The organism is Pedobacter sp. GQ55 (genome assembly GCF_059758925.1).
This window is the reverse complement of the sequence record NZ_JCAXEI010000001.1, coordinates 185,772-212,758: the sequence shown is the minus strand read 5'-3', so window position 1 is coordinate 212,758 and position 26,987 is coordinate 185,772. Positions and strand designations below refer to the sequence as shown.

Genomic DNA, 26,987 nt, shown 5'->3' with positions numbered 1-26,987 from the left:
ATTTCAGTTGAATATATATATTCGTAAAAGTCTTAAAATCATACTTTGGGTAATTGCAAGCATCATTATGCTGGTTGTCCTTATTGCACTTTCCTTAAACATTCCGGCAGTACAAAATTTTGTAAAGAACAAAGCAATAAATTATTTAAAGGATAAAACCAAAACTGAGGTAAGTCTTGAGAGTATAAAAATTGCACTACCAAAGGACGTGGTGCTGAATAAATTCTATATTGAAGATAGAAAAGGCGATACCCTACTATATGCACAAAAACTTTCTGTAGACATTAGCCTGTTCAAACTTTTGAGTAATAAGGTGGAGATCAATAATATTTCACTGCAAAAAATAAGAGCCAATGTTACCCGCATAAACCCCGATACCGCATTCAACTTTTCTTTCCTGGTAGATGCGTTTATGTCTGAACAGGAAAAGCCCGAAGAGGAAGTTGCAAAAGACACCACATCTACCCTCAAATTTTCTATTGAAAAGGTGACTTTTGAAGACATCGGCATCGTTTATCGTGATGATGTTGCAGGAAATGATGTAAAATTAAACCTGGGTGAGTTTACTGCCAACATTAAAGATTTCGACCTGGATAATCAACACTATGTGATCAAATCCTTAGCCTTAAAAAACACTTCCTTAAAATATCTGCAACAAAAACCCCTTACACAGTTACAGGCTCATTTACAAAACAGCATAGATACAGCAAAAACGGAATCGGGTAAATTACCACTTGTAGAGATTCATGATTTTGCTTTTAACAATATAAAAATAGGATTCGACGATCGGATCTCGGGTATGAATGCAGATGTTGATCTGAACAAGCTAGCCCTAACTCAGCTGTTTATTGACCTTACCAATAGCAACTATAAAATTGACGATGTTAAACTAAATGACACCAAGATAAACTTCAGCTCGGCAACCAACAAAGCGGATGTAAATGTTAATGACTTATCGTTAACCAAGCTTTTAGCAGACGTTAAAAATGGCAAGTACAAGGTAAATGATGCAAGGCTAAACAAATCAAATATCCTGTTTGCATTAAAACCGGTTAAGGCCGGCAAAGAGACAAAAGCGGATACTGCAGAGAAATCTTTACCCCTGTCATTACTGGTTGATAATATAAGTTTAACAGAGAACAATGTTCAGTTCGATAATCTTGGAGCTAAACCCACTAAAGGAATGGACTTTAACCATTTAAAGCTTACCGGCCTTACCTTAATTGCGGATGCGCTAGCCTATAGTGATACGGGCATAAAAATAAATGTAAAAGAAGGTGTGTTTAAGGAAAAGAGTGGTTTTCAGCTATCTAAACTAAGAGGAGATGTTGTATATTCCGACAAGGCAATTAAGGTGAATAACTTCCTACTTAAAACACCCAACACATCAATAGAAAACGTTACAGAATTAAATTACTCTTCTCTTGATGATTTAACAAAACATCCGGAAAAGGTAAAACTCTCAATAGTAGTTAAAAACACAACTATTGGCTTAAAAGACGCTGCTTACTTTAGTGATGCGGTTCCCGAAAACTATAGAAATGAGAAGATAAAAGTAAATGCCAATGTTAGTGGCTATATGAATAACCTTGTTATCCCCCGACTACAGATTTCGGGGTTAAAAAGTACGAACATTGATGTGAGTGGCAGGATAAAAGGACTCCCTGATATGGACAAAGCTTATTTTGATATGAACATCAAAAGGTTTGCCATGACTAAAAAAGATCTTTTAGTGGTTATCCCTAAAAAGACTTTGCCAACCAATATAGAGCTTCCTAATGTAATTGTTGCAAACGGAAAGTTTGCCGGCTCAATGACCAATTTCAATACTGGCTTTAACATTAATACCGACATGGGATCGGCCAAGCTACTGGCAAGCATGAAAGGCCCTAAAGGCAAGGAGCGTTATGTTGCCAATGTAAACCTCAATAATTTTAATGTAGGCAGATTACTTAAACAGCAAGCTCAGTTAGGGAAAATTACTGCTAACGCCAGTGTTAAAGGAACGGGACTCGACCCTAAAACTGCCTCGGCACAGTTTAAAGCACAATTAATAAGTGCGTACTACAACAAATACACTTACAAGGATCTCTTTTTAAGTGGCGATTTTAAGCAGCAGAAATTGAATTTAAAAGGCAATATGGCCGACACCAATTTGAATTTTAATTTAACCACAGCCGTAAATATTGCGGGCAAATATCCGGCAGTAAAAGCAGATATAGATTTAAAACAGGTTGATCTTCAGAAACTCAACTTCAGTCCGGGCGAATTTAAGTTAGCGGGGGTAATTAATGCAGATGTAAAAACTGCTGATCCGGATTACCTTAACGGTGATATTTTTGTAAATGGCTTACAAGTAGTTAAAGATGGCCAACGCTTTAATGTAGACACAATTGTAATGCATTCTGAAGCGAGTGAAACACACAACATGCTTACCCTTCGTTCTGAGTTCATGCGAGCCAAAATAGATGGTAAATATCAACTTACCAATGTCGGCAGCGCTGTGATTAATCAGATCAATAAATACTATCAATTTGGTGAGGTTACTAAAATCCCTGATCAGCGTTTTAGGTTCTACGTAAATTTCTACAATCCCAAAATCCTTCAGAACTTTGTGCCCGAACTAACCACCTTTGCACCGTCCAGAATGAATGGCTTAATTGATACTCAGAAGGATAGTTTGCTTATGAATGCTTCTTTCCCTCAGATAGTTTATGGCGGTTACAGGATTGACAGTACTAAACTTAATGTGAACAACACTGAGCAGAAGCTTAATTATAAACTACAGATAAAAAGTTTTCAGAGTTCAGCAGCCAATTTGTTTAACAGCGAAATTAGCGGTGAGGCTGTAAATAACGACCTTGGCTTAAATATTTATTTAAGAGATAGTAAGCGGAAAGACAAGTATATTTTAGGTGGCAATTTTAAATCGATCAACAAAGACTACCAGTTCAGTTTAGACCCTAAAAAGCTTTTGCTTAATTACGAAAAATGGGCCATCGCACCTGAAAATTATATCCAGTTTGGCCAGTCGGGCATTATAGCTAATCAATTTAACCTCAGCAAGGGCAATCAGCTTTTAGGGATTAACAGTACCGATACTGTTGCCAACTCTCCTCTAAAAGTGGAGTTTAAGGACTTCAAAATAGAAACCCTTACCAAGTTTGCTGAGCAGGACAGTTCTTTGGTTGGCGGTACGATTAATGGTACTGTTGATGCAAAGGAGCTTATGGACACACCTAAGTTTGAGGCAAACCTAACAATAGATAGGCTAAGGTATCTGAAAGATGAGTTTGGAACTTTGCGTGTTGCTGTAAACAACAATACCGAGAATGCATATGAAACTAACATTGCCTTGTCTGGTGTACACGAGTTAAGGGTTAATGGATTTTACTATACTTCACCACAGAGTGGGCTTGACCTTACCTTAAATATTGATAAAATTGACCTGAAAGCAATAGAGAGTGTGTCAATGGGACAGATAAAGAATGGCTCGGGTACAATATCCGGGGAATTATCTATCAAAGGTCCCCTTGATGCCCCCAAAATTTTAGGCGACGTTAAATTTAATCAGGCTGCATTTACAGCAACATATGTGAATTCTTATTTCAGAATGCCAAATGAGTCTATAAGTTTTACTGATAAGGGGATAAACTTCAATAGATTTACCATTATAGATTCTTTAAATCAGAAGGCGATAATCACCGGCGGCGTCCTCACAACTGACTATAAGGATTTTCGGTTCAACATGGATATGAGGACGAACAACTTTAGGCTTATGAACTCTACCGCTGCTGATAATGATATGATCTATGGTACTGTTTATGTTACCAGCACCATTAAGGTCCGCGGTGATCTTAATCAACCTGATGTAGATATGAACGTTAAAGTAGAAGATAAAACTAAGTTCTTCTTTGCCATGCCACCTGATGATCCATCGGTAATTGATCAGGAAGGTATTGTACAGTTTACAGATTTCAACGCACCTCCATTTAATGGCAAAAAGGCATTAAACGTTAGTGACTCTGTTAGCAAATCCCCAATCAAAGGGCTTAATTTAAGTGCCACTATCAACATTGATCCGGATGCAGAATTAACTGTGGTGGTAGATCCATCTAACGGTGATGCACTAAAAGTTAAAGGGCAGGCCTCTTTAACAGCAACAATGGATCCTAGTGGCAAGACGAGTTTGACGGGAAGATATCAGGTGTCTGACGGTAGTTACAATCTTACTGTTGGCCCTGTTAAAAAGGACTTTAAGCTACAACAAGGCAGCAGCATTGTATGGACTGGTGATCCTATGGAGGCCAATGTAAACTTAACGGCATTGTATGAAGTAAATACAGCACCAATCGATTTGTTGGGTGACCCAACAATATACGAAGCAAAAACCAAGCTTCCTTTCCAGGTGTATCTGATGATGACAGGCGAGCTGTTAAAACCGAAAATCAAATTCAAATTGGATTTACCAGAAAATGAACGTGGTGCAATCAATGGAACAGTATATGCCAAATTACAGAGCGTAAACACCAATGAAAGCGAGCTGAACAAACAGGTATTTGCGCTATTGGCACTCAACAGATTTATTGCAGATAATCCGTTCCAAAGTCTGGCTGGCGGAACTAGTGTTTCCTCCATTGCTCGCTCAAGCGTGAGTAAACTGTTAACGGAACAACTAAATAATCTTGCATCTGATTTGATAAAGGGTGTAGATATAAACTTTGGTTTAAATTCATCCGAAGATTATTCTGCATCGGGCAGCAAGTCCCAAAAGACAGATCTGGAAATCGGACTATCCAAAAAGCTTCTGAACGACCGCTTAATTGTTACTGTTGGTAGTTCTTTTGGATTAGAAGGCCCGCAGCAGCAAGGTCAGAGTTCTACCAATATTGCAGGAAATGTTAATGTGGAATACCTGCTATCGAGCGATGGCAGATACAGGTTAAGGGCCTATAGACGCAATCAGAACGAAGGCGTAATTGAAGGACAAATCATTGAAACAGGACTGGGATTTGCATTGGTGGTTGATTACAATAGATTCAGAGAAGTTTTCCAAAATTTCTCCAAAAAGAAAAGATTTAGAAATGAAGAGAGGCGTAAAAATGAGACAACAAATTAAATCCGGCTTATTTATACTTGCATGCTTAATTTTTGGCGCCTGTAGCAGTACCAAAAACCTTAAACCTGGAGAGGTATTATACACCGGTGCCGATATTGACATCAACCCTGATTCAACGGAAAAAATTGACGATCAGAAGGAGGTTAAAGGTGTTTTGCTTGATAAAACACGGCCGAACCCCAATAAGTCGATTTTGGGAATTAAGTTCAAACTTGGCATGTATAACCTCGCGGGAGAACCGAAAAAGCCAAAGGGGTTAAAACACTGGTTGCGCACAAAGGTTGGCGAACCTCCTGTGTTATTAAGTGAAGTCAAAATCCCTTATAATAATGCTGTGCTTAAAAGCTATTTGATTAGTCAGGGCTACCTTCAGTCTGAAGTAAGCGGAGATACTGTAGTTAATGGCAAAAAAGGTAAAGCACTTTACACAGTGGTAACTGGTGCAAGATATAAGATTAACAGTGTCGAATTCCCGAAAGATAGCACCGGTGTAGCTAGCATAATTAATCAGAATAAAGACAAGACACTATTAAAAGTCGGCGACAACTATGATCTGGAGACTTATAAGAATGAGCGAATCAGGATAGACAACGATTTAAAAGAACAGGGGTATTTTTATTTTAGTCCGGACTATCTGTTAGTACAGGTCGATAGTACTTTAGGTAAACACCTGGTAGATATCAGAATAAAAGTAAAAGATATTGCACCAGATGCTGGCCTTAAACCATACACCATTGATAAAATTAATATCTACCCTAATTATTCTTTAAGGAGAGACAGCGCAATCAGAAATTCAATTCCTGAGGTATACAAGGATTTTAATATTTATGATACGCGACATACCTACAAGTCGGGTTTATTTGACCGGTTGGTTTTCTTCAAAAAAGATGAACTGTATAACAGACGTGATCATAACCAATCCTTAAACAGAATGGTTAACATAGGTATTTTTCAGAATGTTAAAGCAGAGTTTTTACCTGTCGACAGTTTTAGAAACAATAAGCTAAACCTTAACATTTTCCTCACCCCTTTAAAGAAAAACTCCCTTTCATTTTCAGTTACCGGCACCAGCAAATCCAATAACTTTGTTGGATCAGAAGCTAAGCTAACTCAAACTACCCGCAACCTTTTTAGAGGTGGTGAGCAGTTGGATGTAAGTGTAAGTGGTGGTTTCGAAACTCAGGTAAGCGGGCAAGCTAAAGGACTAAACTCATATTCCTTTACAACTGAAGCAAAACTTACTTTCCCAAGATTTATACTCCCTTTCTTTAGTTTTAACAGTACCAACGCGTTTATCCCTAAAACCATTGCTTCTTTGTCATACCAATCGTTAAACAGAGGATCCTTATACGGTCTGAATTCCTTTAAAGGAGAGTTTGGATATAACTGGAAAGAAAATTTATACAAAGAACATAGCTTTAACCCTATCTCTATAAATTACGTGACATCTAATGTGACCAGTGATACGACCATAAGTGATAGTCTTTTCGCAGCAAACCCCGGTTTGGAAAAGAATCTGGAACGTCAATTTATTATAGGAAGCAATTATAGTTTCACATTTACCAATCAGATGGAGGATTTCAGAAGAAACAATATCTATTTCAATGGGACTCTGGAAACCGGTGGAAACGTATGGGGATTATTTGCAGGGAAAAACGATGAAGGCAAAAAGACTGTACTAGGCATTCCTATCAATCAATTTATACGGGTTGAAGCCGATTTTAGAGATTATTATAAAATCACCAAGAACCTGATCTGGGCAAGTCGTTTAAATTTTGGTTATGGTTATGGCTATGGAAACAATACATCTATTCCTTTTGTGCGTCAGTTCTTTGCCGGAGGTAGTAACGATATCCGGGCTTTTGCGGCCAGATCATTGGGACCTGGTTCTTACAAACTGCCAAACCAAATCAATAGCTATACCGACCAAAGCGGAGATATAAAAGCAATGGTTAACACAGAATTACGTTTTAAATTATTTAGTGTTTTATATGGGGCTCTATTTGCAGATGCCGGGAACGTGTGGTTAAGAAAAGAAGATCCGTTAAGACCAGGGTCGGGTTTTAATTTTAAAGATGCACTTGATGAAATTGCGGTAGGTACGGGTGCCGGTCTCCGGGTAGATGCATCGATCTTCGTTATCCGTTTGGATGTAGCCTTCCCTATCAGAAAACCTTATCTTGAACCTGGAAATCGTTGGGTAATAGATCAGGTAGACTTTGGAAGCAGCACCTGGCGTAAAGAAAATTTAATCTATAACATAGGTATTGGGTATCCTTTTTAATATTGATTATGACATTCTTAAAAAAAGCTATTCATTTTGTTAAAGCAACAGCACATTTATTTATAGCCGCTGGAAAAGGGTTTATGGAAGACAGGGTGATGAAGCTAAGTGCTGCACTTGCCTATTACACCATATTCTCCCTTACCCCACTTATCATTATTATCATTGCTGCAGCAAGTTTGTTTTTAGGTGGGGATATTAAGCATACAATAGAAACATCTGCTGATGGAACAATTCAAGAATATAAAATGGATCCGCGAGAGGAACTCTTCTCTGAAATACAAGATTTGGTGGGTCCGGATGCGACCGCTCAACTCAAATCCTTCGTAAAACAATCAAATGTTTCAGGAAAAAGTACTTTGGGGCTAATTATAGGTATCACCACACTTATTATTGGTGCTACGGCAATGTTCATAGAAATTCAAGACAGTATTAATCTAATCTGGAAAGTAAAGGCTGTACCAAAAAAGGGGTGGAAAAAGTTAATCACCAACAGACTTCTCTCCTTTTCGCTAATTGCTTCGCTTGGATTTTTGTTACTCGTCTCCCTTGTTATAAATAGTATTGTAGTGGGTATAGGCGACAAGCTTGTAGGGCTTGCTTCCAAAATTGGCGTTGAAAAAGTATCAGAACTTTTTATGCTGATCCTTACCAATGCCTTAACACTGGCAGTTGTAACCTGCATTTTTGCCATCATTTTTAAGGTACTACCTGATGTTGATTTAAAATGGAAACCAGCAATTGTGGGAGCCCTGTTTACTGCACTACTTTTTAGTTTGGGTAAGTACATAATTGGAATCTATATTGAAAAGGGCAACCCTGCTTCTGCATTTGGTGCCGCCAGTTCTATAATCGTAATCTTGCTATGGATCTATTACACTTCTATCATATTATATTTTGGAGCCGAATTTACGCAGGCCTATGCAGAAAGATATGATAAGGGTATAGCACCAAGTAAATATGCTGTGCATACCAAAATTGTTATTGTAGAAAAAAAGGTGGATGTATTACCTCCACAGCATCCGGAAGATACGAAGATTCCTTAAATATACTTAAGCATCTGATCCATCAGTTCCTGTTCTAAAAATGGTTTTAATACCAGATCATTCATTCCTGCCTTTAAATAGGCCTCTCTGTTTTCCTGCATTACGTGGGCAGTTATCCCTAAAATAGGAATTCCTGATTTTGCAAAATCCCCGTTATATCTGATTTCATGAGTAAGCTCTACCCCACCCATCACTGGCATTTGAATATCTGTTAAAACAATATCGTAGTCGTTCTTCTTGTATAATTCGAGTGCCTGTTTACCATCATAAGCAGAATCATATTCCATACCCCACCTCTTCAATATGGTTTGAACCAATAAAATATTCATTTTATTATCATCAACCAGCAGCACCTTCTTTCCTTTCAGTTTCTCAACAGTTGACGTTCCTTTATCATCATGTTGTTCCTCTGCAAATTCTGAAATAAGGTAGGGGATTTCGAAACTAAATACAGAGCCCTTACCAAGTACGCTGCTCACATTTATTTTACCACCCTGCAGTTCCACTATCTTTTTACAAATTGCCAATCCCAGGCCAGTTCCCTGAAGTTGTGTCGTGGCCGACGAATAGATTTGCGAGAATTCAAGAAATATCAGATCAAGATCTTCCCTGGCCATACCTATACCGGTATCTTCTACCTGCACTTTTAATACTGCCTGTTTTTTCCCATCTACTACCAGCTGAACCCGAAGCGTTATTTTCCCTCTTTTTGTAAACTTAATAGCATTGGTTAACAGATTCATAATAACCTGTTTCAACCGCAAACGGTCGCCAATTAAATAAATATTTTTATCGATAGCTATTTTACTCTCTAATTTTAGATCCTTATTTTCCGCAAGAACATTCATGCTATGAAAAACTTCAGCAATCTCTGACTCTGGAGAGAAAGGTTCAGATTCGATATTTATTACACCTACTTCATACTTTGAAAAATCAAGAATTTCATTAACCAGTTCGAGCAACATCTCTGATGAACTGCGGATAGCGTCTACTTGCTCTCTCTGTTCGTCATTTAGATTACTCTTGCCAAGCTGCTCAGAAAACCCAACTACCGAATTTAATGGTGTGCGTATTTCATGGCTCATATTAGCAAGGAAACGACTTTTCGAGTGTGAATCCTGTGCCGCTAAACCATTCAAGCTGATCAATAGACTTTCATTTTTATAAAGCTTATACAAATTATAGAGAATAATACCGACTAAACAAACCAATAAGAGTGCATCTATCAGTTCCATTCCGCTTAATTTTTTAAGCTCTACTTCAAGCTCCCCACCCAAAGTAACTCTTCGTTTAGCTAAATACTCGATATCATTTTGCTTAAACTCCTTTAATGCCGTAATAATATCGTGGATCAGTTTATTGTTCAACAACAAAATTGCCTTTTCATTACTCTTGATTTGGTTATTATTGGCATAAAGCTTCCGGTAATAGGCTTCTACATCTTCTAATAATTTGTTGTTAAAAGTTGTAACCTCGTCCACAACCCCCTCGTTCTTTTTGGTTTTAACAATTGTAACTGCACTGTCTTTATTATCTTTATTAGAAATTGCATCCGCTATTCTGCCAAAGAATTTTTTACGCGGTTTAACTGATTGTTTAATCGTATCTACAGTTGTTACTGTTTTAAACTTTTTCTTTATTGAACCCAGATTAATCTTTGCTTGGGTACGCCTTTCTTCCAAACCAAGTTTTGAGAAACCGGCAAACAGGCTATCTGTTAACTGCCTAAGTTTCAAATAGCTCTCTGTCTTTAGTTTTTTCTGATTTACAAGTTCTTTTAAATCCTGATTCTCGGGGTTGTTATCTCCAAGGCCATTTAAATCGCTTAAAAGAAGAGAAATTTTGTGGATACCATCTGAGAATTGATTAAGGTAATATTTATCTGCAGTTACTGCATACATGCGCGAGTTGTTCTCTGCCTGATAAAGAATATAAATACAGGTATCTACTTCTGAATAACTTTTCTGAAGCATGGTTAGCTTTGTAATGTCGTTCTTTAACCCATTAATTTTGCTATTCCTTAGGTATAACAGAAAAGCATAAATAAACAGTGCAAGTATCAAAAAGGCTACTACAAAGTAACGGAACGGATCTCTTCTCTTAGCGTTAAACGACATATTATCTTTTTATGCTGCAGTTTTAATAACCACAGAACTTATCAAACAAGTATATCAAGAGGGATCTGATTGAAATACAATATTAAACGAAAATTTTCACATAACCGATACTTTAATAAATCTTAAGCAACATCTAATGTTGTTTCCTCTGGATCTTCTGCGATAACAACTTCTTCAGGCAATAATTCCTCTATGGTATCTTTTTCTACCCTAAGGTTTCTAATGATATGTTGTTGCCTGTCTGGAGTATTTTTACCCATATAATATTCCAAAAGATTTTTAATGGTCTGATCCTTTAAGATTACTGGATCTAACCTGATGTCCTTACCTATAAAAAGTCCGAATTCATCTGGTGAGATTTCACCTAAACCTTTAAATCGTGTAATTTCAGGCTTGTTACCAAGCTTCTCAATTGCACGCTTTCTTTCATCGTCGCTGTAGCAATAAATCGTTTCTTTTTTATTACGAACCCTAAACAATGGCGTTTGCAAAATGTAAACATGACCTGCACGTACAAGATCAGGAAAAAACTGAAGAAAAAAGGTCATCATTAACAACCTGATGTGCATACCGTCAACATCCGCATCAGTAGCAATTACAATATTATTGTAATGCAAACCTTCCAGCCCGTCTTCAATATTCAATGCATGTTGCAGCAAGTTGAACTCTTCATTTTCATACACCACTTTTTTAGTAAGCTCATAACAATTCAGAGGCTTACCCTTAAGACTAAAAACTGCCTGGCAGTCTACATCTCTGGATTTAGTGATAGAACCCGAAGCAGAATCTCCCTCGGTAATAAACAACGTGGTTTCATATCTTTTATCGTGATTACTGTTAAAGTGAACTTTACAGTCTCTTAGTTTCTTGTTGTGTAAAGATGCTTTTTTTGCCCTATCGTTAGCTAGCTTCTTGATGCCTGCAATATCTTTACGCTCTCTTTCAGACTGCAGGATTCTTTTCAACAATGCATCAGATACATCCGAATGTTTGTGCAGATAATCATCAAGCTCTTTTTTAACAAAGTCGTTAATAAATGTTCTTACCGAAGGTCCGTCGGGGCCCATATTCTGAGATCCAAGTTTGGTTTTAGTCTGCGACTCAAAAACAGGTTCCTGTACCCTAACAGAAATTGCAGCAATAATAGATGCCCTGATGTCAGAAGCGTCATATTCTTTTTTATAGAACTCTCTTATCGTTTTTACCACGGCCTCACGGAATGCAGCCTGATGCGTACCGCCCTGCGTAGTATGCTGACCGTTAACAAAAGAATGATAATCCTCGCCATACTGTTGTCCGTGAGTCATTGCAATTTCAATATCATTACCAATTAAGTGAATGATGGGATAACGCAATTCCTCGGCTTTATTAAATTTAGAAAGCAGGTCGTACAGCCCTCTTTCTGAGAAGTATTTTTGGTTGTTAAAATTAACGGTAAGACCTGTGTTCAGGAACACATAATTCCAGATCATACTCTCTACAAAATCAGAGATGTAGTGATAGTTTCTAAAAATAGTCTCATCCGGATAAAAGGTAATTGCAGTACCATTACGCTGAGTAGTTTCAATAATATCATTCTCTAAAACAATTTCACCTTTGGAGAATTCTACTTTTTTCGTTTTTCCCTCACGATAAGATTGAACCACAAAATTTGTAGAAAGTGCATTTACAGCCTTAGTACCCACACCATTTAACCCTACAGATTTTTGGAAGGCATTACTATCATACTTACCACCGGTATTTATTTTAGATACGCAGTCTATTACTTTACCTAAAGGAATACCCCTACCGTAATCCCTCACATTAACTTTGTGTTCGGATACCGTAATTTCAATTGTTCTGCCAGAGCCCATCACAAACTCATCAATTGAGTTATCCACAATTTCTTTAAGCAAAACATAAATCCCGTCGTCCTGTGCAGATCCATCGCCCAGTTTACCAATGTACATACCGGGACGTAATCTGATGTGCTCTTTCCAATCGAGGGAGCGTATACTATCTTCGTTATAATTCGGTTCAGCCATGATGTAAGTAAGTATAATACAAAAATACTATAATGCAGTAAATTTACTCGAATAAGCTGGGGAATCAATTACAAAGTTTCAACAAATGCACATTTTCATGTATATTCAAACAAATTAAATCATGCTCAATATGCGACCTGAAAAACAGCTCTCCATGCTTGACTTATCAATGATCGTTGTAAGTCTGGTAATAGGGATGGGCATCTTCCGCACACCCGTTAATGTAGCTGCAGGAGCGCAAATACCAGAATTGTTTTTTTTAGCATGGATCGTTGGAGGACTAATTGCCCTGTGTGGGGCTTTAACTTATGCCGAAATAGGATCTCGTTTTCCGGTTACCGGCGGATACTATAAGATATTCTCGGCATTTTACCATCCTTCCATTGCTTTTGCCATCAACTGTATCATAGTAGTTTCAAATGCCGCTTCAGTTGCAGGTGTTTCAATTATCGGCGCGGAATATTTAAGTAAGATCATTTTACCCGTTGAAATGCAAACTGAGTTTTCAAGAATAGCAATTGCCGCTATTTCTATTGGCCTGTTTTACTTCATCAATTTATTGGGGCTAAAAGTTAGCTCTAAAACACAAAATGTACTTTCATTAATAAAAATAGGTATGGTACTAATATTAATTGGCGCTGTATTTATGGGGCCTGCAGCAGTAAGCTCCCCTTCTACTTTCAGCACATCAAACGGGGCTATCCCAACCTTGTTTGATTATGGTAAGGCGCTGGGCATCTGTTTAATCGGCATCTCTTTTACCTTTGGTGGATATCAGCAAACCATCAACTTTGGGGGCGAAACAAAATCTCCGGGCAAAATTATCCCCCGCTCAATCTTTACCGGCTTAGCTATCATTTTTATACTTTACATGGCAATTAATTATGTGTATGTAAGGGTGATAGGATTTGAGCAACTAAAAACAGCCGAAAGCATTGCGGCAATTCTTGCAGGAAAAATCTTTGGCCCTATAGGTTTTACTGTATTATCCTGCTTAATTTACCTTTCTGTTCTGGGCTATGTAAATGTCAATTTACTAAGCAATCCACGAGCTATGTTTGCTATGGGCGAAGAGAAGGCATTACCTGCAATATTTACTAAAAAGAGCAAAAAATCGGATGTCATGTTTGTGAGCTTAACTGTATTCACCATCATCTCTATCATTACATTGTTTTACGCTCAAACGTTCGACAAAATCCTGAATTACACCATATTTTTAGATTGCATTGGTATGGCTACTTCGGCGGCTACCATATTCTTTTTAAGAAAGCGAACCGCCCATCTTGATAAAAACACCATTTACAGCATGCGCATGTATCCCTTAATGCCATTGATATTTATTGCTGCCTATTTATTTGTAGCTATCAGCATTTATGCTGACGATCCGCAAGCCGCAATAAATGGTTTATTGATATTTGCATGCTTTATTATTATCTATTTCATAAACCGATTTTACCAAAGAAACCGAACATAACAAACAGTATAACAACCACAATTAACAAGCTCAATCCATCACCCTATATAAGATGCCGATAAAAGAACTACCCTTTAAAAAAGAAATTGCCTACGCAGCGGGAATGATGGGCTGGAGCATCATGACCAACATTATTATAGTTATGCTGCCCTATTTTTATCTTCCCCCAAACAACTCAGGGCTCACTCCGCTGGTTCCTCAATTATTGGTGTTTGGTGCTTTTAATATTTTATCACTCATTGCTGCATCCGGCAGACTATTTGATGCCATATATGACCCGTTCATTGCCTCTTTGAGCGACGCCAGCGACAATCCAAAAGGCAGGCGCATTCCTATTATGAAATACGCAATAATGCCGGCAGTAGTATGTTGCGCTCTTGTTTTCTATCCTATGGTTAAGGGAGAAAGCATTACCAATGCCTGGTGGCTTACCATAGTACTTGCCGGTTTTTTTATCTCGGTTACCACCTATATTATCCCTTACAATGCACTACTTGCCGAATTAACACATAGTGCTGATCAGAAAGTTAAACTCTCTACCTTCCAGCAGGTAGGCTTTGTTTTAGGGATGATAATTGGAGCCATGTGCAATAATTATGCTGACCTGATACAGGATGTTTTTAAAATCACAGACAGATCCGAAGCCCTGCAATACACCATCTTTTGCCTCAGCATATTCTCTGGGCTGGTTATGATCTTACCGGTTATGTTTATAGATGAAAAAGAATATACAGATGCTAAACCGACCCATATCGAGCTTATACCTGCACTTAAAAATACTTTCAGAAATACCAATTTTAAATATTATCTGATCTCCGATTTCACTTATTATATTGCCCTTAGTATCATTTCAAGTGGTCTGCTTTTCTTTGTTACTGTATTGTTAGGTCTGCCAGATTCTGATGGTGGTAAATTTATGGGTACCATGGTAATTCTATCGCTCTGCTTTTATCCTTTTATTAATTATGGAGCCAAAAGATTTGGTAAAAAGCCCCTGGTACTGGTTGCATTTGCTATACTCAGCTTAATATTTGTCACCATTTATTTCTTAGGCCACCTGCCCTTTTCTCCTGCCATCCAAATGTATATTCTGGTAATATTTGCGTCTTTCCCTTTGGCATCTTTAGGCATTTTGCCTAATGCTATTTTAGCTGATATTGCTCAAAATGACACAAAAGAAACAGGAGAAAACCACGAGGGGATGTTTTTTGCCGTTAAATACCTCTTTGTTAAATTGGGGCAAACTATGGGAATAGCTATATTTGCTATGCTAACCGTATATGGCAAAGACCCAGGAAATGATTACGGGTTGCGTTTAAACGGCGTTGTAGGCTTTGTGCTTTGCATACTGGCCCTCCTGTTTTTTAGCCGTTTCAAAGAAAACAAAGCCCCTGATTTATAGCCACATAGCTATAAATCAGGGATATGAATAAAAGCCGGAAGTTTATACGTACCTTTGCAGCGAGGTGATATTCTTTTACCTCTATTATACATTAAATACAAATACATTGTTATTCGAAGAATTAAACCTGATTGAGCCAATTTTAAAAGCGCTGCAAACAGAAGGTTATACACAACCTACCCCAATACAAGAACAATCCATACCATCCATACTTCAAAACAGAGATCTGTTAGGGTGTGCACAAACCGGTACAGGTAAGACTGCCGCATTTGCCATCCCAATGTTACAGTTGCTTAGTAAGCCTCACGCCAATACGAAAATACATAAGGCTATAAAAGCATTGGTATTAACACCAACACGTGAGCTGGCCATACAAATTGAAGAGAGCTTTAAAGCTTACGGAAAAAACCTGCCTTTAAAACAACTGGTAATATTTGGTGGTGTTGGACAAAAAGCACAAACAGATGCGCTTCACAGAGGTGTCGACATTCTTGTTGCTACTCCAGGAAGATTACTAGACCTGATGAATCAGGGCTTTATCAACCTGCGTGATATTGAGATCTTTGTGCTTGATGAAGCCGACAGAATGCTGGACATGGGTTTCATCCATGATGTAAAGAAAGTTATTGCTAAATTACCTGTTAAAAGACAGACTTTATTTTTCTCGGCTACCATGCCAAAGGAAATCCAGACTTTAGCCAATACGATCCTTACAAATCCGATTAAAGTTGAGGTTACCCCTATTTCCTCTACAGCAGAAAAGATTCAACAAGAGATCTTTTATGTAGAAAAAAACGACAAGAAAGATTTATTGCACCATATTTTAAAAGACAAAACCATTCAAACTGCATTGGTATTTTCTCGTACAAAACATGGTGCCGACCGCATTGTAAAAGACCTGATCAAAGTTGGTGTTAAAGCCGAAGCCATTCATGGCAATAAATCACAAAATGCCAGACAACGTGCACTAACCAATTTCAAAGCCAAAACTACACGTATATTGGTTGCTACTGATATTGCAGCACGTGGTATTGATGTTGATGAATTAACTCATGTAATCAACTACGAATTACCAAATATACCTGAAACTTATGTACACAGGATTGGTCGTACTGGTCGTGCTGGCTTAAGTGGTACTGCGCTTTCGTTTTGTGATTCAGAAGAGAAAGAATTTTTAGACGATATCGAGAAATTGATCGGCTTAAAAATACCTGTTACCGAAGACCACCCTTTTGCTATGAGCTGGCAAAGCCTGATGTCAGGTGCTGCCGCAGCAAAATCAAAAGGAAAAGCTAAACCATCAAGAGGACAACGCCCGGAAAGAACGGACCGTCAGCCTAACTTAAGCGGCGCTAAAAGAACACCAAGCAGTGGAAGCAGACGCTGGAGTGGCAACAACAAAAAGAAGTCAAATTAAGTGATCTGTTTTCGGGCTGCATTCATTTGCACTGAAGAAGCGCAAAAGAACGCTAGGCCCTCTTCCAGACATTAAATTTCTAGGAAAAATAAAAAAGGGCAGGATCTTGCAAATTTGAAGATCCTGCCCTTTTTTATAAGCTATTTTTTGAATTGCTAGTTAAGCCAAATTCAATCCACTATGTAATTTGACTTACTGTATCTAACTGACAACTTCCACTACACTCAATCGTTCACAAGTGTTTGTAAACCACCACTGCCTTTCATGCCTTTTTTCCAGCCCGAAAACAGGTCACTTAGTTTTCCCCCTCTTAATTTGACTTTCTTAACTTAATAATCCTCATCCAGTGCATCACTTTCATGATTGGATAAGTTGGATCAAACTCAAACCATTTTGAGGCAAAATTAGGACTATTAGGTTTTTTGTGGTGATTGTTCTGGAACAACTCTCCTAGCATCAGAAAATCAAGAGGCAAAGAATTCTTGCTATGATCATCATTATCATGATTAGAATAACCGTATTTATGGCCACACCAATTTACAATTGCACCATGAAGAGGTCCCATCAAAAAGTGTATTGGTAACAATAAAAACATCCACCATGCGGTAGCAAACGTTGCATAAAACCAAATATAAAAGCTAATGAATACAAGACGTGTAATCCATGAATCGCCTATTTTATCAATAAGTGGCCATGCAGGATAATTATCACGAAACTGCTCTTCAGGCTCATGGTTATACTTTGAATAATTCAGATAAATGTTTTTTGTCTGAATCATCATGCCCCAAACATCTTTTACAAAATGTGGAGAATGCGGGTCTTTTTCTGTATCACTAAAAGCATGGTGCATACGATGTAAAATCGCATACGCTCTTGGATTTAAAAAGGACGACCCCTGAGACAAAAAGGTAATTGCATAAAAAAATTTCTCCCAAAAACCATTCATTTTAAACATCTTATGCGATGCATAACGGTGCAAAAAGAAAGTTTGAGAAAAAAGAGACAAAAACCAATGTGCCAGAAAAAATAATAAAATTATCATATAAGATATTAACGAGTATTATAGGTATTTAGATACAATGATGCCATTAAATGACACGAAGATGCATTATCTTCCGAAGTCGTCCTGAACCCTTACAATATCGCTCTCATCAGATGGATTAGCCGGATCTGTGTGTTGCCAGATTTCTGAAACAATACCCCAGTCTTCTAAACCAATTAAACGGTGTCTTTCACCTTGCTTTAATTTTATGCTTTGTCCAGGAGTTAATTGTTTTACTTCCCCCTGCTCGTCGGTATCGCTTGTAATCACACCAACAGTACCGTTAACTACTCTCCATATTTCAGCACGACGGTGGTGGTATTGCCACGACAAACGTGTATTTGGAGCAACGATTAATATTTTAGGACTTAATTTACCTGAAATTTTAAGATCATCAACATTTAAACCTTCAAAATAAACGTTTGCAAATTGTTGCGCTTGTTCTTCATCAATTACAAAAAAACCTCCCCACGGACGGGTCTCATCACGGTTAACTACATTAAATCCTTCAATCTTTAAGCGCTGTGCTACGCCTTCGAATATTTCTTTTTTCTGATCTGACATTTTATAAGTGGTATATTTTAAATCCCAAACTTACTTAAAACTGCTTAAGCTTTCATTAACAGAGACAAAAAAAATCAAAAAAACAATAAAAGAGTTAATCTGTGAGCTTATCAATATCACCCAGATCAGCATTTAAGTCTATAATAAGATCATATAATAGCGAAATATTTTTATCATCAGGATTTATCTTCCCTCTTAACAGATCCGAATATTTATCCAGAAACTCATCATACATTTCCTCCGGTATTTCAACTTCGTCAAGTTTAATTTGGCAAGTGGTATGATACAGCAGTTGCGAAATAGAAAAATAAACTGCGTTTAAATTATAGAGCAAGTCCTTATAGCTTTTACTTTCCCAATCAATAATATAAGTATAGTAGTTATCGGAAGCCAACAGATTATACCCTTCATTTTCCATCACCTCCATTTCATCAAGATTGTTTATCAGAAAATAAGTTTTAGAGCATTTTATCACCTTATCAACAGACCCCAGCAAAACCCGCACAACGTCATCATCAACAGCCTCCAGCAGTTCAAAATCATCAGGCGAAATAGAATCCGGCTCAATCAGGCCCTTTAAATCCGACAGGTCTTTTTCATAAGCGATCATAAAGCCATTCTTGCAAAGCTCATTTATAATAAAACTCAATACATGTGGTACAAGCCCTTTAATGCTATCTTCCAAAATGCTAACTTTAAATGTTATTCGTTGAAGTTAATTACATCTCGGCATATTACAAAATAAAAGATCATGTCCTATTTCAATTTTGTCAGTCGTCTATATATTAAAACAACTTTTAACTTAAAAAAAGATCATCATGAAAATTGTCAAAGTAACTTACACTGTAAAGGCAGAATTTGCCCAAACGAATCGGGAAAATGTAAATACATTTATAACTGATTTAAGGAACATTAAAGATTCAGGCATTCGTTATTCGTCATATCTTGCCGAAGATGGCAAAACATTTACGCATATTTCCATACATAAAAACGAGGCGGCCCAACAAAATCTGTTTAACCTTGAATCTTTTAAATCGTTTCAAAAGCAAAGAGATAAAAATTTGGAAATTGAGCCTCATATTGAATTTTTGCAGCTTGTATCGTCATCTTTTGATATATTTAACTAGCGTCACATCGCCTTAATCATTCGGTCGCAATTCACCCCTTATATTGCCGTATCTGCACCTGCTATTAACGGCTAAATGGGTGTAACTTTAAGTTATAAAATCAAAGCCCATGAAAACAGAAACCTTAAATAAAGTAACAGAAACTACAGACGAATTATTAAAGGTCGTTTCCTCTTTATCAGAAGCGCAAATAAATAAAATTCCTTTTGAAGGTAGCTGGACTGCTGGGCAGGTTACAGATCACATCTCACAATCGTTTGACGGGGTGATAAAAATAGTTAATGACAAAGCAGTACCAACGGAGAGAGCACCTGATAAAAAGATTGAGCTCATTAAAAGTATATTTTTAGACTTAACAACTAAAATGAGTTCTCCGGAGTTTGTACTTCCCGCTCAGCCACCTCACAAAAAGGAAACATTGGTTGATGAGCTAAAGTCCTTAAAAGAACAGATGACTGATGCAATTAACAAACAGGACTTATCTTTTATTTACGCAGATTTTGAGATTCCAGGATTTGGAAAATTCACAAGATTAGAATGGATTAACTTTCTTATCTATCATATGCAAAGGCATACGCATCAACTTAAAAACATACAACAGCTGGTGTAAAAAAAGAAGAGGGTAATCAAAAATTTTGATCACCCTCTTCTTCTATGCCCTGACTTGCATTATTATTACGCCAATTGTGAATTAATTCGTTTTACAATGTAATCAATATCAAATGGCTTACTGATGTAATCATTAGCTCCTGCATCTAAACTTTTTTGTTTATTCTGATCATTTGCAGACATCACTATAATTGGAATGTGTTTAGTAAAGGGATCACTTTTCAAATCACCACAAATATCAGTACCATCACCATCGGGTATCATTACGTCTAAAATGAAAAGATCAGGAACACTATCTTTTAATTTACTTTTTAACTCAGTAAATGTAGAAGAAAGCTGTAATTCATACCCTTCATCCTTAAGTAGAACTCCAATTATGTACCTTATATCTTCATCATCTTCAAGTATGTGTATTCTTTTTATCATAACGGATCTTATATTAATATGGGTTTCGGCTAATGCTAGCAACAATATTGCCATATATAACAAACCTGTATATAAATGTTACTTATCAGTGAGAAATAACCTACGGCCTGGCTTTTATCCAGGTAGCTATATCTGTTATCAGTACATCAGAAACACTTACAGGAGTTCTATATTGCTCCATTGAGCCTTTTTCCGTTTGAGGACTCAAAAGGTGATTAAGTTCAGGATACAATTTTACCATAGCGCCTTTTTTCTTACCTACTGCTGTGTTCCATAAATTGTAATCAGTAGTTGAAACCTGAAAATCGTTTCCACCCTGACCAACAAAAATACGCTGTTTTGCTAATTTCTTTGCCGCAGCAACCTGATCGTTTACATTTATATCAACCCAGTAAGAAGCTGGCAAACCCAACAAAACAGAATCAGCCTTCATTGTTCCAAGCTTAGTTATTCTGGTTACCTCTAACTCCTTAATTACTGTATCAAGTGTTTTCTTACCCGCCTCCGAGGTGTCTTTTGAAAGGCCAAACATATATTTGTTTTGTTCAACCAAAAGATCTGTAAATTTCCTTGCCGGAGCAGCAAGCATTATAACCCCATTTAAGTCTGGCGCCAAAGCAGCTATTCTTGGAGCAATCATCCCTCCAAGGCTGTGTCCAAGCAAATAAATCTGTTTCTTGTTTACCTCAGGCAAAGTCCTTGCAAGTGCAATTGCGGCAAGCGCATCGTCCATCACTTCTTCTTTAACGGTAAAAGCCTTTCCAAACTCCCCGGCATAAATCATCGTCCTTTTTACATAACGAATAGAAGCTATTCCTTTTGATGCTAAACCAACAGCAATATCCTTTAACGGCTTATTAGGGCCAACGGTTTCATCCATATCGGCTGGTCCAGATCCGTGAACCAGAACCACAACCGGGTAACTGGAAAGCTTTTTCGGCACAGTTAACATTCCAACCAAGGTGTGTCCGGGTGTTTTAACATTTATTTCGGTTTCCTTGAATAAGGTCGTATCTGCATAGGCAGGAAGGACGTAAGTAGCTGCTGTAGACTTTGGCTGAAGAAAAAAACCAACTATCTTTTCAGCTTTGTTAAATGCCAAAAGAAAATTTTGATCATCATTAGTAAATTTTCCTTCCATCGTAACCACAAAAAACTCTCCCTGGGTTTTGCTGCTGATTACATCTAACGTTTCAATTTTACCAAGTTTCTCTGAAATTTGAGTCCATAGTTTCTTTAGATCCTCCTCAGGAACTTTCGCCTGAAAAGTACTGTCAAGATACCCATAAGCGTCTGTATACTTTTGATCTTCCAGGAGCTTAAAGAAATCCTGTGAGCGACCTAATAAATTCAACACACCCTGTGAGAACGCAGTTGTTGTAACAAACAACGCAAAGATTAATAGAATTACTTTCTTCATTTAAATAATAATAATTGATTTTCAGGTCTTTCGTTTGGAGACTTCAAACCAAAGCTAGCATTATTTAGTAAAAAATACTTTTAATGTAACTTTTTGCCCCTAAAATCTATTTATTGATCGGAATATTATATTTTCCCCATTTGACAAAACAAAGTACATGAAGATACTATTGATTGAAGATGAACCCGGTCTAATTTCCGTAATGGTTAGAGGATTAACGGAAGCCAATATGCAGGTAAGTGTTGCGGCCGACGGAACTACAGGATTAGAGATGGCAGTAAAGCACCAATTTGATCTGATTATTCTCGACATCATGCTCCCCGGTATTAATGGAATACAAATTTGCAGGGAGGTACGTAAAGTCAACAAAAACGTGAGCATCCTGATGCTCACAGCATTGGACAGTACCGAAAATATAGTAACCGGATTAGACAGCGGGGCTGATGACTACCTTGTTAAGCCGTTCAAATTTGCTGAGCTTGAGGCCCGTATTCGTTCTTTGGTCAGAAGAAGAAGCATACAAGGTGAGGCAGGAAACAGTATTCATATAGCCGATCTTGAACTGGATTTCAGTTCCAAAACTGCAAAAAGAGGCGACAGGCCAATTAATCTCACTGCAACCGAGTATCGCCTGCTCGAATATTTTATAAAGAATGCCAATAAAATACTCTCACGCATACAGATACTTGAAAACGTATGGGACATCGACTTTAATATGGGCACCAATGTGGTTGATGTTTATGTAAACTACCTGAGAAAAAAGATAGATAATGGCACAGGTCAAAAGCTAATCCATACCGTTTTCGGAATGGGTTATATATTGAAGGAAGAGGCTTAATAAATAGTAATACTTTAATGTTAAAACTAGGGGGGGTAGCTACTTCCCCCCAGCCACGCGCAGGCGATGAGTGGGTTTCTGCCGCTTTTTTTATGAAAATACAAAGCAAGATAACGTTATCATTCTTTTCTATTTCGGGCATAGGCCTGCTCATCCTCAATGCAGTAATTCTATATTTTGTTTCCGCCTTTAGTTTCGATGATTTTTTGAGCGGCTGGAAGCACGCGTAAATCTGCCTGCAAAAATCAACCTCTATCCCGAAAAATCTTCGGCATGAACAACAACATATATTTGAACCTTTTTTCGGAGCATCAAACGTAAACACTTTCGAAGGTTATGGTATTGGCTTACCGCTAACCTTAAATGTTATCCGACTACACAAAGATTCTATCGGCATCCGATCTCAGGAAAAAGTAGGTACAGAAATAAAAATTCTACTGCCAGTTTGCGGTGCCAAAGAAAATTTACACCCAAATTTCTAATCAAATTCTAATAAGTATAAAAACCCACGCCTAACAACACCCAAAAACCTCTCTAAAACAACAACTTACACCTGTAACAAAATATGATTTTCTAATCAAATTCTAATTTACCTCTTATCCCATTTTAATGATTGGAGGCTAGCATTGTAGTATAACATTAACCATTAATTATTTAGTTATGCAAACAATACTTATCCCCACCGATTTCAACGCTACATCGGTAAACTGCATCCCATCATTATGCAAACAATTGCCTGAACAGGAGTTGAACTTCATTTTTATCCATATGTTCAAACTTTCTGATAGAATGGGCGATCTTTTGATGCTTTCCCGAAGGAACAGGGAATACAAATATGTAAGCCAAGAATTTTATGATCAGTGCGAACTCATGAAACAGACTTATTCGCTAATTAAAACAATTAAAATAGAGTTTTTTTATGGAAGTACGGTAGGCATGTTTCGTGATTACCTTGAAAACGCGGGAGTTAATCAAATTCTTGCCCCCTCTTTTTGCTCCACTGGCAAACTGAACAATAACAGCATTGACCCCGCTTTGTTAGTTCAGCGTTCGGGCACTCCTGTAATCCATATTAACACCAACACACCTGTTGCCGAGCTTCCAAAAAGAAAGATCATACTGGAAACCGAAACATTGGAAACATTGTTAGCCTAAACTTAGCGGCTATTACTTCACCTAAAATTAATCCTATGCTATTAAAAGAAAATATCCCTATTAGCTATATAGCCGGTAAGATTCGTAAAGAGATCATTTTTGTAAGTGCCTACGCTATCTTAATAGCAATTGTATATAACAACTTTCATTTTACAAGAATTTCCATACCTATTGCCGTTCCCACCATACTGGGAACGGTAATCTCTTTGTTGCTTGCCTTTAAATCGAACCAGGCTTACGACCGTTGGTGGGAAGCAAGAACCATTTGGGGGGCAATTGTAAATGATACCAGAAGCCTGACCCGGCAGCTGCTCACCTTTGTAGATACTCCTTACAACTCGGCTGACGGAAAAGCATTTTGCGAAAATATGGCAAAAAGACAAGTAGCATGGTGCTATGCACTTGGCAGACATTTAAGGCGTCAGGATATCATGCCAGGACTCGAAAAATTACTTTCCGAAGAAGATTATAATCATATTAAAAGCTGTAATAATATTCCATTGGCGTTGCTGGAACTGCAGGGGTTTGATCTCAGGAATGCCCATAAGCTGGAATGGATCAATACCTACCAACAGGTGGAAATGGATAAAACATTAACACGTTTTTCCAATCACATGGGAGGCTGTGAGAGAATTAAAAACACCATTTTCCCGGCAACTTACAGTGTATATATTCATTTTGCGTTAGTCCTTTTTATCATGTTGCTTCCATTTGGCCTGATAGAATTCTTTGGCATTATAGAAGTACCGTTAGTGATTGCGATCTCCTGCTCTTTTTTTCTCATCGAAAAAATGGCTATTCATCTTCAGGATCCTTTCGAAAACAAGCCTACCGATACGCCAACTACTACAATTTCTAACAACATTGAACGTGATGTAAAACAAATGCTTAAAGAAAATTACCGACAGGATGAAAAACACAATAGCGATTTATTGATAAAATCACAATTGTTTTATATTCTGTAAAATCTGAAGAAGTTTATTTCTCTTTTTCTCCAGTCAAGAATTGAAAATAGCAATGCGCTCAATCTTCTGAAGCCAATAGGTTGATCATCGCTGTTTTCAATTCTTCTCTTTCCAATTGCATAAATTTTGCTGTTTTTTTGTCTCAGCAAAAGGGACGCAAAACAATAGCAAGAATAGTGTAATGCTATTGAATTATCTTTACTCCTTTAGGGGCATTTATATCCGTTTTAATTTTACCGTTTGCCAGTTTAGTGTGTTTAATTTTTAAAACACCATAAGGTGTAGGGTAGGTACCCTCTACAAACTTTAAATCGCCTAAATGTGGCTCTATTTTAATTGCTTTACAACCTGCCTCTATTACTTTTACGCCTAAAACATGTTCAGTTAACCATGCTGTTGGACCCGAGGCCCATCCATGACATAAGCTATGTCTGAAACCTATGTAACAGTATGCTCCGTAATCGCCATGTACGTCTTTTTTACCTTCTGGCACTAACTCATCAATGCGGGAAGCATTAGCTATCCAGTCCATATTAAAATCTTCCCAGAAAGTTGTGGCTCCTAAGTCGAGCATTGCACCCCAGTACTGACGGATTACATCAATAGCCCCTTGATGATCCCCTGCTTTAGCTTTGGCCTCGAGCATGTAATAGCCGTAAAAAGTAGAGAAATTTGCTGCACCACCAACAGAAAGTACATCTTTATTGGCTTTCTCTGCAGGCATTAAACCAGTGATGGCAAGCAAAGCTGCTGCTTGTTTTGAACCATTAGGATCGGGTACATATTTACGCATCCTGGCCACCGTTTTGTTGCATAAATCAGCGGTTTCTTTATCGCCGACAAGTGTGCTTATTTTAGATGCCGTAGCCAATGACCAAACCGTCATGGCCTGCAAACCCGCATGAATTCCTTTAGGATTTTCGCTCGATGGCCAGTCCAGAAAACGTGTCCCATCCAGTTTTTCCTGATTATCATCACCAACTTTTGCTACTATTTGCTTTACCAATCCGCTTAAATATTGCTTCTGTTGTTTCAGGTAATTTAAATCCCCGTTCTGCATATACCAATCGTAATGAAGAATGATCCACCACATAGAATAAGTGCTTATCCCATTCATCCAGCCCGGTAAAGGAGTCGTTTCCTTTGATAAATCTAAACTTTTAGGAACCACCTCATTGTATCCAAAAACAGAATTAACGGTAGATATTTCAGGATGAAGATCGCCAACCCATACCAATCTATCACGTTTAATTCCATCCCAAAGGTATTCCTGCATGTTCAAATGTACTGTATAAGCGCCCGTTTCCCAGATTTTGTTTAGTCGTTCATCACTGCTTTTAAATGAACCGATATAAGGAATATCACGATAGGTAAAAATGGCACGTACTTCTTTCAATTGCAGCTCCGCATTTTCCTCTTCAAGGTCAATGCGTACAAAACGAAATCCGCTTTCGGCCAATTGGATTCGGCCCAGCCAGGGAGCCAATGTGGTAAAATCTCTGATTGCGTGATCATTGGTTGCGCCCTTTGGGCCACCAACCTCAGACATAGCTTCACTTGCCGATTCACCATAACGTACACGTATTTTAAGCGGAACATTTTTTGGCCCCCACATCCCGGTTACAATCTCCAATCCACCCTGCAGTTCTTTACCAAAATCCAGTAATATAGATGCTTTTTTACCAGAACCATCATTTTTCAAGATCGCCATGTTACGATTGGCCAGATCGGCCTGACTAATTCCCGGTTTCAACAACTGCTCAATGTTGTTAACCTGGCCTTCTTTCCATAAAATCTTTACAGGAGAAATATATTGTCTGGTTAAAGGACTAATATTATCAGCTTTAGCAGAACTACTAAGTTTCTTGCCTGACTGTGCATATGTGCTTGTGGCTATTAAACAAATGGCAAGAAGAGGATATAAGAATTTTTGTAACATGTTTCTAATTTATAATGAT

At 37.7% G+C, this 26,987-nt stretch carries 21 protein-coding genes; 13 read left to right on the top strand and 8 right to left on the bottom strand.

Annotation, left to right across the window (positions count from 1 at the left end):
- Positions 1-7: 7 nt before the first annotated feature.
- From AC6CH7_RS00835 to AC6CH7_RS00825, 3 genes are read left to right on the top strand one after another with little or no spacing between them, the layout of a single operon-like run.
- On the top strand, positions 8-5,119 hold the full coding sequence (locus AC6CH7_RS00835; protein WP_498260867.1) for a translocation/assembly module TamB domain-containing protein: 5,112 nt from the start codon (positions 8-10) through the stop codon (positions 5,117-5,119).
- Entirely contained in the window at positions 5,103-7,403 is a 2,301-nt protein-coding gene (gene tamL / locus AC6CH7_RS00830; protein WP_498260866.1) for a translocation and assembly module lipoprotein TamL, read from the top strand. Before AC6CH7_RS00835 ends, tamL begins: the two co-directional genes overlap by 17 nt.
- 8 nt (positions 7,404-7,411) lie before the next feature.
- On the top strand, positions 7,412-8,449 hold the full coding sequence (locus AC6CH7_RS00825; RefSeq protein WP_498260865.1) for a YihY/virulence factor BrkB family protein: 1,038 nt from the start codon (positions 7,412-7,414) through the stop codon (positions 8,447-8,449).
- Here the strand turns inward: AC6CH7_RS00825 and AC6CH7_RS00820 are convergent.
- Both AC6CH7_RS00820 and AC6CH7_RS00815 read right to left on the bottom strand, forming a co-directional pair.
- Complete coding sequence (locus AC6CH7_RS00820; protein WP_498260864.1) at positions 8,446-10,566, bottom strand: ATP-binding protein; 2,121 nt, start codon at positions 10,564-10,566, stop codon at positions 8,446-8,448. The genes AC6CH7_RS00825 and AC6CH7_RS00820 overlap by 4 nt on opposite strands.
- 122 nt (positions 10,567-10,688) lie before the next feature.
- A complete protein-coding gene (locus tag AC6CH7_RS00815; protein ID WP_498260863.1) occupies positions 10,689-12,590 on the bottom strand; it encodes a DNA topoisomerase IV subunit B in 1,902 nt (633 codons plus the stop codon).
- Between the two features lie 130 nt (positions 12,591-12,720).
- Here AC6CH7_RS00815 and AC6CH7_RS00810 point away from each other — a divergent pair, with 130 nt between their 5' ends.
- From AC6CH7_RS00810 to AC6CH7_RS00800, 3 genes are all read left to right on the top strand, one after another.
- On the top strand, positions 12,721-14,064 hold the full coding sequence (locus AC6CH7_RS00810) for an APC family permease (RefSeq protein WP_498260862.1): 1,344 nt from the start codon (positions 12,721-12,723) through the stop codon (positions 14,062-14,064).
- A 52-nt stretch (positions 14,065-14,116) separates the two neighbouring features.
- Positions 14,117-15,466, top strand: coding sequence for an MFS transporter (locus AC6CH7_RS00805; RefSeq protein WP_498260861.1), 1,350 nt, complete (start codon positions 14,117-14,119; stop codon positions 15,464-15,466).
- A gap of 106 nt (positions 15,467-15,572) precedes the next feature.
- On the top strand, positions 15,573-16,883 hold the full coding sequence (locus AC6CH7_RS00800) for a DEAD/DEAH box helicase (RefSeq protein WP_498260860.1): 1,311 nt from the start codon (positions 15,573-15,575) through the stop codon (positions 16,881-16,883).
- Between the two features lie 310 nt (positions 16,884-17,193).
- Here AC6CH7_RS00800 and AC6CH7_RS00795 read toward each other — a convergent pair whose 3' ends face one another.
- From AC6CH7_RS00795 to AC6CH7_RS00785, 3 genes are all read right to left on the bottom strand, one after another.
- Entirely contained in the window at positions 17,194-17,925 is a 732-nt protein-coding gene (locus AC6CH7_RS00795) for an acyl-CoA desaturase (protein WP_498260859.1), read from the bottom strand.
- Positions 17,926-17,991: 66 nt separating this feature from the next.
- Positions 17,992-18,489, bottom strand: a complete 498-nt coding sequence (locus tag AC6CH7_RS00790; protein ID WP_048903851.1) for a cupin domain-containing protein — start codon at positions 18,487-18,489, stop codon at positions 17,992-17,994.
- 94 nt (positions 18,490-18,583) lie between these two features.
- Positions 18,584-19,174 (bottom strand): hypothetical protein, encoded by a 591-nt coding sequence (locus AC6CH7_RS00785; RefSeq protein WP_498260858.1) that lies wholly within the window; start codon positions 19,172-19,174, stop codon positions 18,584-18,586.
- Between the two features lie 133 nt (positions 19,175-19,307).
- Here AC6CH7_RS00785 and AC6CH7_RS00780 point away from each other — a divergent pair, with 133 nt between their 5' ends.
- Together AC6CH7_RS00780 and AC6CH7_RS00775 are read left to right on the top strand one after the other, a co-directional pair.
- Positions 19,308-19,616, top strand: a complete 309-nt coding sequence (locus AC6CH7_RS00780) for a hypothetical protein (protein WP_498260857.1) — start codon at positions 19,308-19,310, stop codon at positions 19,614-19,616.
- 109 nt (positions 19,617-19,725) lie between these two features.
- Positions 19,726-20,226 (top strand): DinB family protein, encoded by a 501-nt coding sequence (locus AC6CH7_RS00775; RefSeq protein WP_498260856.1) that lies wholly within the window; start codon positions 19,726-19,728, stop codon positions 20,224-20,226.
- Positions 20,227-20,291: 65 nt separating this feature from the next.
- Here the strand turns inward: AC6CH7_RS00775 and AC6CH7_RS00770 are convergent, their stop codons facing one another.
- Both AC6CH7_RS00770 and AC6CH7_RS00765 read right to left on the bottom strand, forming a co-directional pair.
- Positions 20,292-20,651: a response regulator transcription factor gene (locus tag AC6CH7_RS00770; RefSeq protein WP_172661028.1), complete on the bottom strand. Its 360-nt coding sequence runs from the start codon at positions 20,649-20,651 to the stop codon at positions 20,292-20,294.
- Positions 20,652-20,751: 100 nt separating this feature from the next.
- Positions 20,752-22,071, bottom strand: a complete 1,320-nt coding sequence (locus tag AC6CH7_RS00765; protein WP_498260855.1) for an alpha/beta fold hydrolase — start codon at positions 22,069-22,071, stop codon at positions 20,752-20,754.
- A 157-nt stretch (positions 22,072-22,228) separates the two neighbouring features.
- On the opposite strand from AC6CH7_RS00765, the gene AC6CH7_RS00760 reads away from it, so the two are divergent.
- The 5 genes from AC6CH7_RS00760 (at position 22,229) to AC6CH7_RS00740 (ending at position 25,029) form a co-directional block, all read left to right on the top strand.
- Positions 22,229-22,909, top strand: a complete 681-nt coding sequence (locus tag AC6CH7_RS00760; protein WP_498260854.1) for a response regulator transcription factor — start codon at positions 22,229-22,231, stop codon at positions 22,907-22,909.
- 17 nt (positions 22,910-22,926) lie between these two features.
- Complete coding sequence (locus AC6CH7_RS00755) at positions 22,927-23,139, top strand: hypothetical protein (RefSeq protein ID WP_498260853.1); 213 nt, start codon at positions 22,927-22,929, stop codon at positions 23,137-23,139.
- Positions 23,140-23,391 (top strand): sensor histidine kinase, encoded by a 252-nt coding sequence (locus tag AC6CH7_RS00750; RefSeq protein WP_498261551.1) that lies wholly within the window; start codon positions 23,140-23,142, stop codon positions 23,389-23,391.
- A 178-nt stretch (positions 23,392-23,569) separates the two neighbouring features.
- Positions 23,570-24,064, top strand: coding sequence for a hypothetical protein (locus tag AC6CH7_RS00745; RefSeq protein WP_498260852.1), 495 nt, complete (start codon positions 23,570-23,572; stop codon positions 24,062-24,064).
- 35 nt (positions 24,065-24,099) lie between these two features.
- On the top strand, positions 24,100-25,029 hold the full coding sequence (locus tag AC6CH7_RS00740; RefSeq protein ID WP_498260851.1) for a bestrophin family protein: 930 nt from the start codon (positions 24,100-24,102) through the stop codon (positions 25,027-25,029).
- A 184-nt stretch (positions 25,030-25,213) separates the two neighbouring features.
- On the opposite strand, the gene AC6CH7_RS00735 is transcribed toward AC6CH7_RS00740, so the two are convergent.
- Positions 25,214-26,968 (bottom strand): alpha-L-rhamnosidase-related protein, encoded by a 1,755-nt coding sequence (locus AC6CH7_RS00735; RefSeq protein WP_498260850.1) that lies wholly within the window; start codon positions 26,966-26,968, stop codon positions 25,214-25,216.
- Positions 26,969-26,987 lie beyond the last annotated feature (19 nt).